The organism is Mycobacterium triplex, assembly GCF_000689255.1.
GTDB classification, from domain to species: domain Bacteria; phylum Actinomycetota; class Actinomycetes; order Mycobacteriales; family Mycobacteriaceae; genus Mycobacterium; species Mycobacterium triplex.
The window spans coordinates 866,461-883,878 of sequence record NZ_HG964446.1; the positions used below are offsets into that span (position 1 = coordinate 866,461).

Annotated in this window: 13 protein-coding genes and 1 pseudogene; 9 read left to right on the plus strand and 5 right to left on the minus strand. The window is 68.2% G+C overall.

Features of this window, described 5'->3' with window-relative positions; translation table 11 throughout:
• Nucleotides 1-104: 104 nt before the first annotated feature.
• On the plus strand, nt 105-1,247 hold the full coding sequence (locus tag BN973_RS03995) for an AI-2E family transporter (RefSeq protein WP_036466087.1): 1,143 nt from the start codon (nt 105-107) through the stop codon (nt 1,245-1,247).
• Between the two features lie 12 nt (nt 1,248-1,259).
• Here BN973_RS03995 and mmpL3 read toward each other — a convergent pair whose 3' ends face one another.
• Genes mmpL3 through trmB form a run of 3 tightly spaced genes read right to left on the minus strand, consistent with a single transcriptional unit; the run spans nt 1,260 to nt 5,684 of the window.
• Complete coding sequence (gene mmpL3 / locus BN973_RS04000) at nt 1,260-4,091, minus strand: trehalose monomycolate exporter MmpL3 (RefSeq protein ID WP_036466091.1); 2,832 nt, start codon at nt 4,089-4,091, stop codon at nt 1,260-1,262.
• A gap of 52 nt (nt 4,092-4,143) precedes the next feature.
• Nucleotides 4,144-4,863 (minus strand): PIN domain-containing protein, encoded by a 720-nt coding sequence (locus tag BN973_RS04005; RefSeq protein ID WP_036466094.1) that lies wholly within the window; start codon nt 4,861-4,863, stop codon nt 4,144-4,146.
• A 2-nt stretch (nt 4,864-4,865) separates the two neighbouring features.
• Nucleotides 4,866-5,684: a tRNA (guanosine(46)-N7)-methyltransferase TrmB gene (gene trmB / locus BN973_RS04010; protein WP_036472012.1), complete on the minus strand. Its 819-nt coding sequence runs from the start codon at nt 5,682-5,684 to the stop codon at nt 4,866-4,868.
• A gap of 222 nt (nt 5,685-5,906) precedes the next feature.
• Here trmB and BN973_RS04015 point away from each other — a divergent pair, with 222 nt between their 5' ends.
• From BN973_RS04015 to BN973_RS04045, 7 genes and pseudogenes are all read left to right on the plus strand, one after another.
• Nucleotides 5,907-6,941: a hypothetical protein gene (locus BN973_RS04015; RefSeq protein WP_036466095.1), complete on the plus strand. Its 1,035-nt coding sequence runs from the start codon at nt 5,907-5,909 to the stop codon at nt 6,939-6,941.
• Nucleotides 6,938-8,476: a hypothetical protein gene (locus BN973_RS04020; protein WP_036472013.1), complete on the plus strand. Its 1,539-nt coding sequence runs from the start codon at nt 6,938-6,940 to the stop codon at nt 8,474-8,476. The genes BN973_RS04015 and BN973_RS04020 overlap by 4 nt, the downstream gene beginning before the upstream one ends.
• Before the next feature lie 178 nt (nt 8,477-8,654).
• On the plus strand, nt 8,655-10,481 hold the full coding sequence (locus BN973_RS04025; protein WP_036466101.1) for a phosphoenolpyruvate carboxykinase (GTP): 1,827 nt from the start codon (nt 8,655-8,657) through the stop codon (nt 10,479-10,481).
• Nucleotides 10,482-10,621: 140 nt separating this feature from the next.
• A complete protein-coding gene (locus tag BN973_RS04030) occupies nt 10,622-10,912 on the plus strand; it encodes a hypothetical protein (RefSeq protein ID WP_139830054.1) in 291 nt (96 codons plus the stop codon).
• A gap of 56 nt (nt 10,913-10,968) precedes the next feature.
• Nucleotides 10,969-12,039, plus strand: a complete 1,071-nt coding sequence (locus BN973_RS04035; RefSeq protein ID WP_051641110.1) for an alpha/beta fold hydrolase — start codon at nt 10,969-10,971, stop codon at nt 12,037-12,039.
• A 57-nt stretch (nt 12,040-12,096) separates the two neighbouring features.
• Nucleotides 12,097-13,615, plus strand: a pseudogene (fadD4, locus tag BN973_RS04040) (fatty-acid--CoA ligase FadD4).
• A gap of 3 nt (nt 13,616-13,618) precedes the next feature.
• The gene (locus BN973_RS04045; RefSeq protein WP_036466107.1) at nt 13,619-14,587 is read left to right on the plus strand and encodes an enoyl-CoA hydratase/isomerase family protein; all 969 of its coding nucleotides are present in this window, start codon (nt 13,619-13,621) and stop codon (nt 14,585-14,587) included.
• On the opposite strand, the gene BN973_RS04050 is transcribed toward BN973_RS04045, so the two are convergent.
• Nucleotides 14,581-15,057, minus strand: a complete 477-nt coding sequence (locus BN973_RS04050; protein WP_036466109.1) for a CD225/dispanin family protein — start codon at nt 15,055-15,057, stop codon at nt 14,581-14,583. The two genes, BN973_RS04045 and BN973_RS04050, sit on opposite strands and share 7 nt — an antisense overlap.
• A 104-nt stretch (nt 15,058-15,161) precedes the next feature.
• Nucleotides 15,162-16,307 carry an acyl-CoA dehydrogenase family protein gene (locus BN973_RS04055; RefSeq protein ID WP_036466110.1) on the minus strand — a complete coding sequence of 382 codons (1,146 nt, stop codon included), beginning with the start codon at nt 16,305-16,307 and terminating at the stop codon, nt 15,162-15,164.
• A 90-nt stretch (nt 16,308-16,397) separates the two neighbouring features.
• On the opposite strand from BN973_RS04055, the gene BN973_RS04060 reads away from it, so the two are divergent.
• Nucleotides 16,398-17,414: a MaoC family dehydratase gene (locus BN973_RS04060; protein WP_036466112.1), complete on the plus strand. Its 1,017-nt coding sequence runs from the start codon at nt 16,398-16,400 to the stop codon at nt 17,412-17,414.
• Nucleotides 17,415-17,418 lie beyond the last annotated feature (4 nt).

The window sequence follows — 17,418 nt, forward strand, 5'->3', positions numbered from 1 at the left end:
CGCAGGTGGCGCCGCAATCGAGGCGAAACTCCGCGCGTGTCGCCGTCGTAACCGGATCGTGCCGACGTCATCACCCGACAGCGGACGCCCGATAGGCTGGCCGGATGCCGGCAAACCCCGACGACGCCTCGGTCACACCCCTGGTCCGCCACACCGCCGCCTGGGCGTGGCGTTTGCTGGTCATCTTCGCCGCGGCGCTCGCCTGCCTCTGGGTGGTGGCCAAACTCGAGGTCATCGTCGTGCCGGTGTTGCTGGCGTTGATGATCAGCGCGCTGCTGGTGCCCGTCGTGGACTGGCTGGACGGGCGCGGGCTGCCCCGCGGCAGCGCCGTCGCGCTGGTGTTGCTGGGCGGTTTCGCGCTGCTGGGCGGCATCCTCACCTTCGTCATCACCCAGTTCATCGTCGGTTTGCCGGATTTGACCGAGCAGGTCACCCGCAGCATCGACAGCACCCGGCGGTGGCTGATCGAAGGGCCCGCGCATCTGCGCAGCGAACAGATCACCAACGCGGGCAATGCCGCGATCCAGGCGCTGCACAACAATCAGTCGAAGTTGACCAGCGGCGCGCTGTCCACCGCGGCCACCCTCACCGAACTGCTGACCGCCGCGGTGCTGGTGCTGTTCACCCTGATTTTCTTCCTCTACGGCGGCCGCAACATCTTCGCCTACGTGGCCAAAATCGTCCCGGTCGGCGTTCGCGACCGGGTGATGGAAGCGGGCCGCGCCGGATACGGCTCGCTGATCGCCTACGTGCGGGCCACCTTCCTGGTGGCCTTCACCGACGCGGCCGGGGTGGGCGCCGGGCTGGCCATCATGGGCGTGCCGCTCGCGTTGCCGCTGGCGTCGCTGGTGTTTCTCGGTGCGTTCATCCCGCTGATCGGTGCCCTGATCTCGGGATTGGTGGCCGTGGTGGTCGCACTGCTGACCAAGGGAATCGTCTATGCGCTGATCACGCTCGGCCTGCTGGTCGTGATCAACCAGATCGAGTCGCATCTGCTGCAGCCGCTGGTGATGGGGCGCGCGGTGTCGATTCACCCGCTCGGGGTGGTGCTGGCGATCTCCACCGGCGGTGTGCTGGCCGGCATCGTCGGGGCCCTGCTGGCGGTCCCGACGGTGGCGTTCCTCAACAACGCGATTCAGGTGCTACTCGCCCCGGATCCGGCCGCCGAAGCCGAGCAGCTCGACGATGCCGACGACCCGGCCGTGCTGCACGCCAAAGCGGACCACCCCGAGCAGGTGTCCGACTAGGACTCGAGCGGGTTACAACCGCCCCTCGCGGCGCAGCAGATCCTGCGCGGACAGCCCGCCGCCGGCGCGACGCCGCGGACGCGAATTGTCGCCGTTATCACCGCGGGCGTTCATCTTCTCGGTGGCGGCGTCGGAGTCGTTGTCCTCCGGCCGCATCACGGGACGCGCGGTGGTGGGCTCGGCCGGGTCGGCGGTGCCCTCGCGGTTGCCCGGCACCGGGATGGCCCGGGTCTGCCCGGCCGACGGCGGTGGTGCCGGCGTGGCCGGCCCCGCTTGCCGTGCGACCTCGGGGTTGCCCTGCGCCGAGAAGCGCGTCGTCTTGGCTTCCGTCGGCTGGCTGGGCCGGGGCTGGGGACGGGCGGCGGTCGGGCCGGGAGGCAGCTCCGCGGCAGGTCGCGGCTCAGCAGGCTGCGGTCGCGACGGCTCGGGCGGCGAACCGGGGTGCGTGGGGTCGTGCGGCGCCCGCGGTGTCGCGGCCACCAGGCTGGCCGCGACCGGCGGCCGGACGGCCCGACCGTTGACGGAGCTGCGCTTGCGCTCGTCGGGCAGGTCGATCTCGCCCAGGCCGATCTTGTTCTGCAGCCGCCGGGCCCAGCGCGGGGCCCACCAGCAGTCGTCGCCGAGCAGCTTCATCACCGAGGGCACCAGGAACATCCGGACCACGGTCGCGTCCAGCAGCAGCGCCGCCGCCAAGCCGAACGCCAGGTACTTCATCATCACCAAATCGGAGAACATGAACGAGCCGGCGACCACGGCGAGCACCAGCGCGGCGGCGGTGATCAACCGCCCGGTGGTCGCGGTACCGATCCGGATCGCCTCCGCGGTCGACATGCCGCGTTCGCGGGCCTCGACCATGCGGGAGACCAGGAACACTTCGTAGTCGGTGGCCAGACCGAAGCCCACCGCGACGACCAGCGCGATCAGCACCACCATCAGCGGCGTCGGCGTGAAGTTCAGCCACGTCGAGAAGTGCCCGTCGACGAAGATCCAGGTCAGGATGCCCAGCGTGGAGCCGAGCGTCAGCGCGCTCATCAGCGCGGCCTTGATCGGCAACACCACCGATCCGAACGCCAGGAACATCAGCAGTAGGGTGGCGGACAGCAGCAGCACCAGCATCAGCGGCGCCTTGGCGAACAGGCTGTGGATGCTGTCCTGTTCCAGCGCCGGCGTGCCGCCGACCAGCAGGGTCAGCCCCTTCGGTGGGCTGATAGCCCGCAGCTCGTTGATCTTCTTCTCGGCGTCGTTCTTGTTGACCAGGCCGTTCTGGATCACCCGTACCGAGTCGTCCTTGGGCACGGTGGTCCCGTTCGGCCCGTTGACGCAGGGGTTGCCCGCGATGACGGGGCAGGGACGCTCCTCCCACGTCTTGTCGGTAAATCCGGTGATCCCCGAGATCCTGTTGCGGATGTCGGCGACCTGCTGGTCGGTGACCTTGCTGTGGTTGTTGCTCTTGATCACCACGGTCAGCTGCTCGGTCCGGTACCCGGGGAACTGCTTGTCGAAGTGCTCCTGGGCCATGCGAACGGGGTTGTCCGGCGGCAGGTACTTCTCGCTCATGCCGCCGAGCGACAGGTTGCCCAGGGGGATGACCAGCAGGATCATGCCGACGGCGATCGGGATGGCGAAGGCCAGCGGCCGCTTCATCACCCAGTTGACCAGCTTGCCCCAGAAACCGGCCTCGACCTCTTCGCGGGTCTTGGTCTTCTGCAGCCGGTCGGCGAGCCAGTTAAGCGAGGCCCGCGAATACTTCCAGTTACGCAGGAAGGGCACCCGGAACGCGGTCCGCACGCCGAGCGCGTCGACGTTGGCCCCGAGAATGCCCAGGCAGGCCGGTAGCAACGTGATCGACAGCAGCGCGGCAAGCCCCACCGCCGCAAAGATGGCGTAAGTCAGCGAATGCACGAAGCCCTGTGGCAGCACGAGCAGGCTGGCGCTCGAAGCGATGATCAGCAACGCCGAGAACACCACCGTACGACCGGCCGTCATCACCGTGCGTCGCACGGCGGCCTCGGTGTCGTAGCCCTCGGCGATCTCTTCGCGGAACCGGCTCACCACGAACAGGCCGTAGTCGATCGCAATACCGAAGCCGATCAGCGAGACCACCGGTTGGGCGAAGAAGTGCACCGGGCCGAAGATGGCGGCGAACCGCAGGATGCCCAGTGATCCGGCAATGCTGAGCCCGCCCACGATGACCGGCAGCCCGGCGGCTACCGCGCCGCCAAACACTAAGAACAGCACCACCGTCACCAGCGGGAGCCCCAGGTATTCCAGGAGTTTCTGGTCGCTGGCAATGGTGCCGGTCAGGGCGTTGGCGACGGGCTCCAGGCCGGCGAGTTCGACCTTGCCGCCGCCCAGCTTCTGCAGGGCCGGCTCGACGGCCTTGTAGTTGTTGAGAATGGTGTCGTCGTCGTCGCCCTTGAGCGGGATCGTGACGAAGGTGTGCTTGCGGTCGTCGGTTGCCATCCCCTTGACCTGGGCATTCGGGGGCTCGGCGCCGGGAGTCAACGCCAGCCAACCGGCCCAGCCGAGCACCTGGTCGGGATGGTCCTTGACGAACTTGTTCAGCTCGTCGACGGTCTGCTGATGCCACGCCGGGTCGTCGACGGTCTTGCCGTCCGGAGCGGTGAAGGTCGCCACGACCTGTGCGGTGCGGTCCCGGCCATAGGTCTTGTCGCCCAGAATCGAGGCCGTCACGGACTGGCTGCCGTCGTCGTAGAAACCGCTCTGCGTGACGTGCTTGCCCAGGCTCATCCCGAAGACACCGCCGCCAAGGCACAGAGCCACCATGACCCCGATCACGATGTACCGGTAGCGGTACACGGTTCGACCCCACCAGGCGAACACGTAAGCTCCTTACTGGATCACTAACAGCGACCCGCGCATCGGTTTTCCAGTGTCACACACGCGTGGTCAAGAGCGCGGACAGCGGCCGGAACGGCTGCAGCCACGCTCCCCGGTCGGGCAGCGAATCTAGGCCGATTCGCGGCAGCGGTTCCCGGAAAACACCTTCGATGTCTTCCAGATCAACGAAGTCCAAGGTATCCGACGCTAGTGCCCAACTCGCATGTTCGCGAAATCCGATCACTTGGACGGGGGTCGTGTCACCGACCCCGGTGCGTGCGATCTCCTCGAGCGGCTGACGGAACGCCTGACCGTCGGCGGACGCCACGACCAGCGCCGCGAGCCCTTCTTGCCGCCGCAGTTCGATGTGGGCCAGCATGTCCCGGTCGACATCACTGTCTTCATCTATTTTCGGCTTGGCGAAGACCGCAAACCCCACGTTACGCAAAGCATCCACCCAGGGTCGAACGACGTCGGCGCTGCCCGGGGCGATGTTGGTGAACACCGTGGCCTCGGGTTCGACGACGACGCCCGGACGGGCCGCGCTGACCTCCGCGGTGCGGGTCAGCAGCCACCGGCCCAGCGCATCGAACCGCGGGCGTTCCAAAGCGGTGGGTCGACGGCCCAGGATCGAGCCGAGGCCCATGTCGAGGTTGGGGGCGTCCCACACCAGCAGCACGCGCCGCGGCGCCGCATCGAAGCTGTCCAGGTCCCCCGACGGCGCCGCCGGCGAGGTTTCTCCGGCGGGCGCGGCCGTTTCTTCAGCGAGGCTCATACTCATCGTCTTTTCCAGATGAACTCGGATACGGAGCTGCCCACTGCGTGGGCCTTCAGCTCGTATTTGGTCGTCGGGCGCACGGTCGAGATCGGCAGGTCGCTGCCGGGATCGACGCGACAGAGCCGCGGTTCGGCGTCGCCTACTTCGGCCATCTGCTCGGCGTAGCCGGGGTGGTCCGTTGCGGCGTGCAGGACACCACCGGGGAGTAGCCGGTCAGCGATCAGGCCAACCGTGGCCGGCTGCAGGAAGCGGCGCTTGTGGTGGCGGGCCTTCGGCCACGGGTCGGGGAAGTAGAGACGAAGCCCGGTCAGCGAAGCCGGTGCGATCAGATACCGCAGCACGTCGATCCCGTTGCCGCGGATCAGCCGGATGTTGTCGACCCGCTCGCGCTCGATCGCGCACAGCAGCTGCGCCAGGCCGCGCTTGTAGACCTCCACCGCGATCACGTCGATTTCGGGTTCTTCGCGGGCCATCGCCAGCGTCGACGTGCCGCTGCCGCAGCCGATCTCGAGCACCAGCGGTGCCCGCCGGCCGAACCAGGCCGACGTGTCCAGCGGTTCGAAACGGTGCGGGATGTCGGAGCGGCCCACCGTCGGCCACAGCCGCTCCCAGGTCTCGCGCTGGCCGCCGGACAGGGTGGAACGCCGGGAACGGAAGCCGGTGGCGGGCAGATAGCCCCGTTCGGGGGCGCCCGAACCGTCCGGCTCCGACCCGGGCGTCACGCCTTCTTCGGTATCCAGGCCGGCTCCCACCTCCACCGGTGCGTCGGGACACGTCCCGACCCCGGGTTGCGCATGCATTTGTCCATGGTGGCTTATGAATCCCCGATGTAGCCGCCCCTGGTCCAGATTGATACCCAACAGTTGCCTTCAACTGGTAACAGATAGACGGTGGCTCGCAACTCGAAGACGCAAGTGCCACTATGCGGTGGGGCTGGATCGTCGGCAAGGCAAACAGGCCCGGCGTCGGCGACGACCCCGCATGCGACGGGAGCAACGCCGGCGGTGGGGTGCCGGCCGATCGGATCGAGCAGGCAAGAAATGAAGGTGCGGGGGAGCCAAGTTTTCGTCGACGAGCTGGAGCGGTTTGCTGCCGAATGTGACGACGCGCGGGTGAGCGCGATCGCCGAGCAGGCTGCCGCGCCGCTGCGGGTGGCGGTGCGCGGACGGGCCGGGGCCGGTCGCGGCACCGTGGCCCGCGCCCTGGCATACGCGGAAACCCCGGCCGGAATCGCGGTCATGCCGGCCGGCAGCGACGCCGATGTCGTCGTCCAGGTCATCGCCGAAGTGGTCAAACCCGAGGACGCCGACGCGATCGCGGCCGCCGGGTGCCCGGTGCTGGCGGTGCTCAACAAGGCCGACCTGGTCGGCTCGCTGTCGGGTCGCACCGGGAACGGGCCGCTACAGGCCGCGCGCACCCGGTGCGCGCGGCTGGCCGAGGTCGCCGGCGTCCCGGTCGAACCGATGAGCGCTTTGCTGGCCGTCGCCGCGTTCGAGGGATTCGACGCCGCGTCGTGGGCGGCGCTGCGGACGCTGGCCGACCACCCCGGTTGCCTGGACGGCTCGTTCGAGGACTTCGTCGCGGCCGACAACCCCGTGCCGACGCGGGCGCGGCTGCGGCTCCTGGACAGCCTGGACCTGTTCGGCACCGCGCTGGGCATCGCCGCGGTCCGCCGGGGCGGCACGGAACCACAGGTCCGTGCCCTGCTGCGCCGGGTCAGCGGCATCGACGCGGTGATCGCCCGGTTGTCGGCGCTGGGCGCCGAGGCGCGCTACCGGCGGGTGCTCGAGGCCACCGTGGAGCTGGAGGCCCTGGCCGTCGGCCGCTTGATCGGGGAACGGATCAGCGAATTCCTGTCCCGCGACGACACCGTGGTCGCGCGGATGGCCGCCGCGATCGAGGTAGCCGAGGCGGCGGGGTTGGACGCCGGCGGCGGGGGCGACCCGGCCGGGCACCTGGCCCGGGCGGCGCGGTGGCAGCGTTACGGGCGCGAATCGGCGAGCGAATTGCACCGGGCCTGCGGTGCGGACATCGCCCGGGGATCGCTGCGGCTGTGGTCGCGGGAGTCGGCATGAGCGAAAACGCGTCCGGCGCGGCCGAGGTCGACGAACTGGTGGCGGCGATCGGGCCGCGGCTGGATCCGCCGGCCATCACCCGCCGCGAGGTGGTGTTGGTGACCGGCCCGTGGATGGCGGGTGTGACCGGGGTGGCCACCGCACTCGGCGAGCGGCTGCCCGAGCACAAGTTCGTCGAGTCGACCGATCTGCAGCCCGGCGAGGCGCCGACGGCGGTGGTGTTCGTCGTCTCCGCGGCCGCCGAACTCACCGCATCGGACTGCGCGCTGCTTGATGCGGCCTGCGAGCACACCGACGTGGTGGTCGCGGTGGTGTCCAAGATCGACGTGCACCGGGCCTGGCGCGACGTGCGCGGCGCCAACCGCGACGCACTGGCCGCCCATGCGCCGCGCTACGCCCGGGTGCCGTGGATAGGTGTGGCCGCCGCGCCCGAGCTGGGTGAGCCGCAGCTGGACGACCTGGTCGAAACCGTCTCGGCGCAACTCGCCGCCCCGGACATCGCGCGACGAAACCGGTTGCGGGCCTGGGAATCCCGGCTGCAAACGGTCGCGCAGCGGTTCGACCGCGACGCGGACGGCGCCGGGCGGCGGGCCCGGGTCGACGCGCTGCGTGAGGAGCGCATCACCGCCCTGCGTGAGCGCCGGCAAGCGAAATCCGAGCGCACCATCCGGATGCGCAGCCAGACCCAGCAGGCACGGGTGCAGCTGTCGCACTTCGCGCTCAACCGGTGCTCGTCGGTGCGCAGCGAGCTGCAGTCCGACGTCGCGCGGCTGCCCCGGCGGGAGATGGCCGGATTCGAGGCACACGCGCGGGGCCGCGCCGCCGAGGTGGTCAGCGAGGTCGACGTGGGCACCACCACCCAGCTCGACGACGTCGCACGCGAGCTGGAGGTGCCGCTGGAGTTACCGCCCGTCGAGCAGCTGCCCACCGTCGACGTCGCGCCCCCGCCGCTGAAATCCCGGCGGCAGGAGACCTGGCTGATGCTGCTGTTGGGCATCGGGTTCGGGGTCGGCGTCGCGCTGACGCTGTCCCGGTTGCTGGCCGGCGTGGCCCAGCGGCTGAATCCGGCGCTGCAGATCGCCGGCGCCGTGCTGTGCGTGGCGGTCGGTCTGGCGGTCACCGTGCTGGTGGTCAAACTGCGCGCCCTGCTGCATGACCGGTCGTTGCTGGACCGCTGGACCGGCGACCTGACGTCGTCGCTGCGCTCGGTCGTCGAGGAGCTGGTGGCGACCCGCGTGCTGGCCGCCGAGTCGGCGCTGAGCACCGGGCTGGTTGCACAGGACGAGGCCGCGAACACGCAGGTGTCGGAGCAGGTCAGTGAGATCGACACCGAACTGCGCGAACACGCCATCGCCGCGGCCCGCGCCGCGGCCGCCCGGGACCGGGAAATGCCCACGGTTCGGGCGGCGCTGGAAGCGGTACGTGCAGAACTCGGCGAACCGGGTATCCCCCAACCCGATGGCCACCCCGACGACACCGGCGGGCCAGAAAGCACTAAATCGGGCCCGAGGAGCGCGGATGAGGACAATTCGTGACCGTTTGAGCGCTTCTGAATCGTTGTTGTGAGAAGGCTTATACCCGCCCGGGCCTTCCCCAGCAAGGGGATCACGATAACCTGTAGCTAACGCCACCATGTCAATATCTGTGTGGGCGACCGCATACGCGACCACCAATTTGCGCCCACGCGTACGGAGATGAATTCAGGAGAGTTCGATGACCTCAGCGACCATTCCCGGTCTGGACAACGCACCCACCAATCATCGTGGGCTGTTGGCGTGGGTAGAGGAGGTCGCCGAGCTGACCCAGCCCGACCGGGTTGTGTTCGCTGACGGATCCGACGAGGAGTTCAACCGGCTGGCCGAGCAGCTGGTCGAGGCCGGCACCCTGACGAAGCTGAACGAGGACAAGCGCCCCAACTCCTACCTGGCGCTGTCCGACCCGTCCGACGTGGCGCGCGTGGAATCCCGGACCTTCATCTGCTCCGAGCGCGAGGCCGACGCCGGCCCGACCAACAATTGGATGGACCCGAGCGAGATGCGGTCCACCCTGAACGACCTGTACCGCGGCTGCATGCGCGGTCGGACCATGTGGGTGGTGCCGTTCTGCATGGGACCGCTCGGTGCCGAGGACCCGAAGCTGGGCGTGGAGATCACCGACTCCGAGTACGTCGTCATCTCGATGAAGGTGATGACCCGGATGGGCAAGGCGGCGCTGGAAAAGATCGGCGACGACGGATTCTTCGTCAAGGCGCTGCACTCGGTGGGCGCCCCGCTGGAGTCGGGCGCCAAAGACGTGCCCTGGCCGTGCAGCGACACCAAATACATCACCCACTTCCCGGAGACCCGCGAGATCATGAGCTACGGCTCGGGCTACGGCGGCAACGCGCTGCTGGGCAAGAAGTGCTACTCGCTGCGCATCGCCTCGGCGATGGCGCACGACGAGGGCTGGCTCGCCGAGCACATGCTGATCCTCAAGTTGATCTCCCCGGAGAACAAGGCCTACTACTTCGCCGCGGCGTTCCCGTCGGCGTGCGGCAAGACCAACCTCGCGATGCTGCAGCCGACCATCCCGGGCTGGCGTGCCGAGACCCTCGGTGACGACATCGCCTGGATGCGCTTCGGCAAGGACGGCCGGCTCTACGCGGTCAACCCCGAGTTCGGCTTCTTCGGCGTCGCGCCGGGCACCAACTGGAAGTCCAACCCGAACGCGATGCGCACGATGGAGGCCGGCAACACCGTCTTCACCAACGTCGCGCTGACCGACGACGGCGACGTGTGGTGGGAAGGCCTCGAGGGCGACCCGCAGCACCTGATCGACTGGAAGGGCCGCGACTGGACACCCGAGTCCGACGAGAAGGCCGCGCACCCGAACTCCCGCTACTGCACCCCGATGTCGCAGTGCCCGATCCTGGCGCCCGAGTGGGACGACCCGCAGGGGGTGCCGATTTCCGGCATCCTGTTCGGCGCGCGCCGCAAGACGACGGTGCCGCTGGTGACCCAGGCCCGCGACTGGCAGCACGGCGTCTTCATGGGCGCCACCATGGGCAGCGAGCAGACCGCCGCCGCCGAGGGCAAGGTCGGCACCGTGCGCCGCGACCCGATGGCCATGCTGCCGTTCCTGGGCTACCACGTCGGTGACTACTTCCAGCACTGGATCGACCTGGGGAAGAACTCCGACGAGTCCAAGCTGCCCAAGGTTTTCTTCGTCAACTGGTTCCGCCGCGACTCCGACGGTGGCTTCCTGTGGCCGGGCTTCGGCGAGAACAGCCGGGTGCTCAAGTGGATCGTCGACCGCATCGAGCACCAGGCCGGCGGCCAGGACACCCCGATCGGCATCGTGCCGACGGCCGACGACCTGGACCTCGACGGTCTCGACATCCAGGGTGGGGACGTGGCCAAGGCGCTGGCGGTCAACGCGGCCGAGTGGCGCGAGGAGCTGCCCCTGATCGAGGAGTGGTTTGAGTTCGTCGGCGACAAGCTGCCCACCGGCGTCAAGGACGAGTTCGAGTCGCTCAAGCAGCGGCTGGCCGAGTCCGACTGAGGCGGGCGGGAACTTCGAATCGGGCTGGCGCGCAAGTCGCGCCGGCCCGATTTTTTGTCGGCAAAAGGCGACAAGCAGTTGTTTGGAACGCCATGCTTCGGTCTATTAACAGCTAACACCGGAAACCTGGAAGGCTGATGATGAAGTCAACGACAACCTCCGCGCTCACGATTGTGGTTGCGGCAGCGGGAATTCTGTTCAGCGGATGCTCGGCGTCGCAAGTGATCAACACTGGCGGCGACACCAAGTGCAAGGACTTCACCACCCAGGACGAGAAGAAGCAGAACGACGAGATCAGCAAAATGCTGAAGGACAAGAGCGGCCAAGACCCGACCAATCTGGAGATTTCCGCGACGCGGCTGTCCGCGCAGACCTACTGCCAGACCGTGGGCAAGCCGGACAGCAAGATCTCCGAGGCGCCGCACGGCTGACGCTCGCCTACCAGCGCAATTTGCACGCTGGCGGCGCCGCTGCAGATCATCGAGTCGTGATCGTTGATCGGCGTCGCGCGCTGGGTGTGGCCGCGGTGGGACTGCTTGCTTCCGGCTGCCACACCGGGTCGCCGGAGGCCGAGTCGCCGGTGCCGTGGCCCACCGGTGACGGCCTCGGAATCGGCCTGGAGGGGTACCCCTACCCCTATCCCGTCCGCTATCTCGACGTCACGCACGTCGCGCAGGCACCGTGGATCGATCGGGTCGCCCCGGAGTGGGAACGCCGCGCCCGGCTGGCGTACATGGATATCGCGCCCGAGAGCGGCCAGCCGCGGGGCACCGCCTTGCTGGTGCACGGCAAGAACTTCTTCGGCGCGTACTGGAAGGACGTCATCGCGACGCTGCGTCACCGCGGTTACCGGGTCATCGTTCCCGACCTGGTCGGCTGGGGTAAATCCACCAAGCCCTCGACGTTGACCGCGGAAGCGCTGGTGGCACATCTGCGCTCGCTACTCGATGCCCTCACGGTGAATTCTGTTGCCGTCGTGGGGCATTCGACCGGCGGCCTGGTGGCCATGCACATGGCCCGGCTGTCACCCGAGCGGGTGGCCGCGCTGGTGCTGGAGAACCCGATGGGGCTCGAGGACTATCGGCACGGGCTGACCCGGCAGGTGGGGCATCAGGACTGGGCTGCCGACGAACGGTCTTCGACCGCCGATCAGATCCGCCAGTACATGGCGCACTACTTCGTGACCAAGGAACCCCGGCTGATCGAGCCGTTCGTCGCGGTGCGCACGGCCGTCGCGGCCTCGCCCGAGTTCGAGCGCTGGGTGCAAAGCTCGGCGGCGGCCACCGACATGCTGCTCAACCAACCGGCGGTGGAGTTCGTCGCGTCGTTGCCCGCCCGCACGCTATTCGTCTGCGGTTTGTCCGACCGCACCTATGCGGGCGCGAAGTACACCGCGCCCGACGAGCAAGCCGCCAAAGGGAATATCGCCGCACTGGCCCGGGGTTTCGCGGCCCGGATGCCCGCGGCCCGATTCGTCGGGGTGCCCGGCACCGGCCATGTCCCGCATCTGGAATCACCGGCCGCGTTCTGCTCGGCCGTGCAGCAATTCCTGCCCTGAACGACCGCGACGGGCCGCTTGACACCCGTCAAAATTCGGCGGCGGTACAGTCGTCGCATGCAGATCCGCCCCTACGTCGGCGCCGACAAACCGGCGATCATCCTGTACCCATCCGGAACGGTCGTCACCTTCGATGACCTGGAGGCGCGGGCCAACCGGCTGGCGCACCGATTCCGTCAGGCGGGGCTGCGCGAGGGCGACAGCGTCGCGATCCTGATGGAGAAACAACCAGCACATGCACGCCGTCATGTGGGCGGCTCGGCGCAGCGGCTTGTACTACGTGCCGATCAACACCCACCTGACCGCGGCCGAGGCGGCCTACATCATCGACAACAGCAGCGCCAAGGCGATCGTCGGCTCGGCGGCGCTGCGCGACACCCTCGCCGGCCTGGCCGAGCATTTGCCGAACGGCCTGCCCGAGCTGCTGCTGATCGCCGACGGCGATCTGCCGGGCTGGGATCGCTACCCGGAATGCGTTGCCAATCAACCGGATACCCCGATCGCCGACGAGATCGAGGGCGACCTGCTGCAGTACTCCTCGGGCACCACCGGCCGGCCCAAGGGCATCAAACGCGAATTACCGCACGTCCCACCGGAAGACGCTCCGGGCATGATGTCGGAACTGGTTGGATTCTGGATGGACACCGACACGGTGTATCTGAGTCCGGCCCCGCTGTATCACACCGCGCCGTCGGTGTGGTCGATGACGGTGCAGGGCGCGGGCCTGACCACGGTCGTCATGGAGCGCTTCGATCCCGAAGGGACGCTGGATGCCATCCAGCGCCACCGCGTGACGCATAGCCAGTTCGTGCCGGCCATGTTCGTCCGGATGTTGAAACTGCCGCAGGATGTCCGCGATTCGTATGACCTGTCCAGTCTCAAGCGGGTGATGCATGCCGCGGCGCCGTGCCCGGTACAGATCAAGAAGCAGATGATCGACTGGTGGGGGCCGATCATCGACGAGTACTACGCCTCCTCGGAAGCACACGGCTCGACGCTGATCGGCGCCGAGGACTGGCTGGCGCATCCGGGTTCGGTCGGCAAGCCCTTGATCGGCGCCGTGCACATTCTCGACGAGAACGGCGACGAGTTGCCGCCCGGCGAGGCCGGCGAGATCTACTTCGAAGGCGGGTATGCGTTCGAGTACCTCAACGACCCAGCGAAAACCGCGTCATCCCGCGACAAGCACGGGTGGACCACCGTCGGGGACATCGGCTACCTCGATGACGAGGGCTACCTGTACCTGACCGACCGGCGCCACCACATGATCATCTCCGGCGGGGTGAACATCTACCCGCAAGAGGCCGAGAATCTACTGGTCACCCACCCGAAGGTGCTGGATGCCGCGGTGTTCGGGGTGCCCGACGACGAGATGGGCCAGCGGGTCGTGGCGGCCGTACAGACCGTCGAGCAGGCCGACGCCACCGATCAGTTCGCCGACGAGCTGCTGTCCTGGCTGCGAGACCGCTTGGCGCACTTCAAATGCCCGCGATCGATCGCGTTCGAGGCGCAGCTGCCGCGCACCGACACCGGCAAGCTCTACAAGAACGGGCTGATCGAGAAGTACTCGGTCTGACCGATGTTCCGGGTGGCCGATCTGTCGAGCCCGCCGGAGGCGGGCCTGCCGTCGCCGCCCGGCGTGATTGTCGGTGTCGGCTCGGCCGCCGAGCTCAAAGAGCACCAGTACTGGCTGGACGCAGCGACTTTCACGCTGACCGAGGAGCCGTGCGCCGACCGTCGGGTCATCACCGTCGATTCGGTCCCCGAAACGCTGGCCGAGCTGCGTAAGCGATGTGAGCACTGGCCCCGGGCCAGCAGCGTCTGCGACGACGTGCTGCGCTCGGTCGCTCCGGCCGGCCCGGCGCTGGCCGGTGTGGTGACCGAGTCGCTGGCCTACTCCACCTTGCAGGCGGGCCCGGAGTTCGCGCGCTGGCTCGCCGAACGCGGGCCGGCCCGGATGCCCGAGATCCCCGACCCGGTGCTCGCCGAGCGCGACGGTGACACCCTGCGGATCAGGTTCAACCGCCCGCAACGCCACAACGCGTTTTCCACCGACGCGCGCGCCGCACTGCTGGAGGCGCTGACGGTCGCGCAGCTGGACCCGTCGGTGACCGAGATCGTGTTGAGCGGCAACGGCCCGTCGTTTTGCAGCGGCGGAGATCTCGCCGAATTCGGCACCTTCGCCGATCCCGCGAGCGCGCATCTGGCCCGCACCCGTCACAGCCCGGCCCTGGCGCTGGATGCGCTGACCGCCAGACTCGGCCGGTGTTGCCGCGCCCAGGTACATGGCCGGGTGCTGGGCAGTGGCTTGGAGATGGCCGCCTTCTGTGGATGGGTTGAGGCGCAACAGGATTCGCTCTTCGGGCTGCCGGAGCTTGGTCTGGGATTGATCCCGGGGGCCGGCGGCACCGTCAGCATCACGCGCCGTATCGGCCGTTGGCGTACGGCCTACCTGGTGCTGTCCGGCCGGACGGTCGGCGTCGATACCGCGCTGAGCTGGGGCCTAGTGGACGCGACTTACGTTGGCGCGCAACCGATTACTCAGTAGCCACCGAAGGTGGTGCTTGTCGTCGACGGGATGCTCGACACGGCGACCACGGCGATGACGATGTACAGGATCGCGATGATCGCATACGTGACACCGCCCGCGATGGCGCCGATGATCGCCCACTTCTTGGCGTTGTTCGACGCGTCCTGTGCCTCGGCGGCGCGGCCCTGGGCCCACAATCCGGAGACCTTGTTGGAGTAGACAAGCGAGATGATCCCGAACGGGAGGCAGCACAGCACTGTGCACAGGATCGCCCATACCAGGTAGTTGTCCGGTTCCGGCTGTCCCGGCCAGGCACCCGGCTGCTGGCCCGGCCAGCCCGGCGGCTGCGGCTGCTGCGGCTGCTGCCAGCTTGGCTGCGGCGGCTGGCCCTGCCACTCCGGTTGCGGCGGCTGGCCCTGCCACTCCGGTTGCGGCGGCTGGCCCTGCCACTCGGGGGAACCTTCGTACGGCCCTGGCGGATAACTCATGGCAGCTGCCTTCCTTCGGGTTCCTCCCGTCCAGCCGCTTTGCTGGTCGCAAGTCAGGCAAATATAGCGCACCAATGGAGGTCAAGCGCCGAATTCAGCCGCGCTCAGATCCCGCCCCGGGCCACCAGCTGCCCGGCAATCACATTGCGCTGGATCTCATTCGTGCCCTCGCCGACAATCATCAGGGGCGCGTCACGAAAGTAGCGCTCGACGTCGTACTCGGTGGAATAGCCGTAGCCGCCGTGGATGCGTACCGCGTTGAGTGCGATCTCCATTGCGATCTCGGAGGCGAACAGTTTGGCCATCCCGGCTTCCATGTCGCAGCGTTCGCCGCCGTCGTAACGCTGCGCGGCGTAGAGGGTGAGCTGGCGGGCGGCGGTGAGCTTGGTGGCCATGTCCGCCAGATAGTTGCCGACGGCCTGATGTTGCCAGATCGGCTTACCGAAACTCTCGCGCTGCCGGGCATAGGCCAACGCATCCTCGAGCGCTGCGGTCGCCACGCCCAGCGCGCGGGCGGCCACCTGGATGCGGCCGGTTTCCAGGCCCTTCATCATTTGCGAAAAGCCTTCGCCCATACGGTCTCCCAGCACGGCCGACACGGGGACGGCGAAGTCGTCGAAGGACAACTCGCAGGATTCGACGCCCTTGTAACCCAGCTTTGGCAGATCTCTGGAGATCGTCAGACCCGGGCCCTGTTCGACGAGCACGATCGAGATGCCCTGATGGCGCGGTTCGGCATTCGGGTCGGTCTTGCACAGCAGCGCGATCAGCCCGGAATGGCGCGCGTTGCTGATCCAGGTCTTGGCGCCGTTGATCCGCAAGCCACCCGAACCGTCGGGCAGCGCGGTGGTTGACATGTTCTGCAGGTCGGAGCCGCCGCCGGGCTCGGTCAGCGCCATTGTGGCCCGCACTTGGCCGGTCGCCATCGGTGGCAGGTAGGTCCGCTTCTGCTCCTCGGTGCCGGACAGCGTCAGCAGCTTGGCGACCACCGTGTGCCCGCCCATCGCGCCGGCCAGGCTCATCCAGCCGCGGGCCAGCTCCTGGGTGACCCGAACATATCCCGGCATCGAGACCGGCGACCCGCCGTATTCCTCCGGAATCGCCAGGCCGTAGATGCCGATCCGCTTCATCTGCTCGATCCACGCCTCGGGGTAGGCGTTGGCGTGCTCGACCTCGCGGACCGTCGGTTTGACCTCACGGTCGATGAACGCTCGGACCGTGGCGACCAGTATGTCTTCTTCGTCGTCCACCTCTGATCACCCTCCTGGGCTGATGGTGGCGACCCGCTTCGACCGCCACGAGTTGACCCCCGATTCGACAGCCTGCCAGCATGTGGCGTTGTGACGGGAAACAGGTATGTGGGGATCCGCGACGGCGGGCCGTACTTCGACGATCTATCGAGGGGCCAGGTCTTCGACTGGGCACCGGTGGCGACGCTCTCGGCGGGTATGGCCGCGGCCCATCAGGCGATCGTCGGGGACCGGTTACGCCTGGCGCTGGACGCCGACCTGTGTGCCGCGGTGATCGGCGGGCCGGGGCCGCTGGCGCATCCGGGGTTGGTCTGCGATGTCGCGATCGGGCAGAGCACGCTGGTGACCCAGCGGGTCAAAGCCAACCTGTTTTATCGCGGGTTGACGTTCCATCGATTCCCGGTCATCGGCGATTCGCTCTACACCCGCACCGAAGTCGTTGGGCTGCGCGCCAACTCGGTCAAGCCCGGCCGCCCGCCGACCGGAATGGCCGCGCTGCGGATGACCACGATCGACCAGGCCGACCAATTGGTGCTCGATTTCTATCGCTGCGCGATGCTGCCCGCCAGCCCGGACTTCGATCCCGATGGCGCGCCCGCCGACGATCTCTCCACGATCGGAGCCGATGCGGCGCCGCCCGCCGTGCCGCCGGCGTCCCAGTGGAACGGCGAGGCCTTCCGAAAGCGAGTGCCCGGACCACATTTCGACACCACCCTGGCGGGTGCGGTATTGCGCAGCACCGGCGACGTCGTCAGCAATGCGCCCGAGCTGGCCCGGCTGACCCTGAACATCGCTGCCGCGCATCATGATTCGCGGTCCGGTGGACGCCGGCTGGTGTATGGCGGACACACCATCGGGCTGGCGTTCGCGCAGGCCAACCGGCTGTTGCCGAACCTTGCGACGGTGCTGGGCTGGGAGTCGTGTGATCACACCGGGCCGGTGTATGAGGGCGACACGCTCTACAGCGAGCTGCACGTGGAGTCGGCCGAGCCCAGCGATCACGGGGGCGTGCTGGGGCTTCGGTCGCTGGTCTACGCGGTCGGTGACGGGGCCGACGAGCCCGATCGGGCCGTGCTGGACTGGCGACTGCGCGCGCTGCACTTCTAACCCG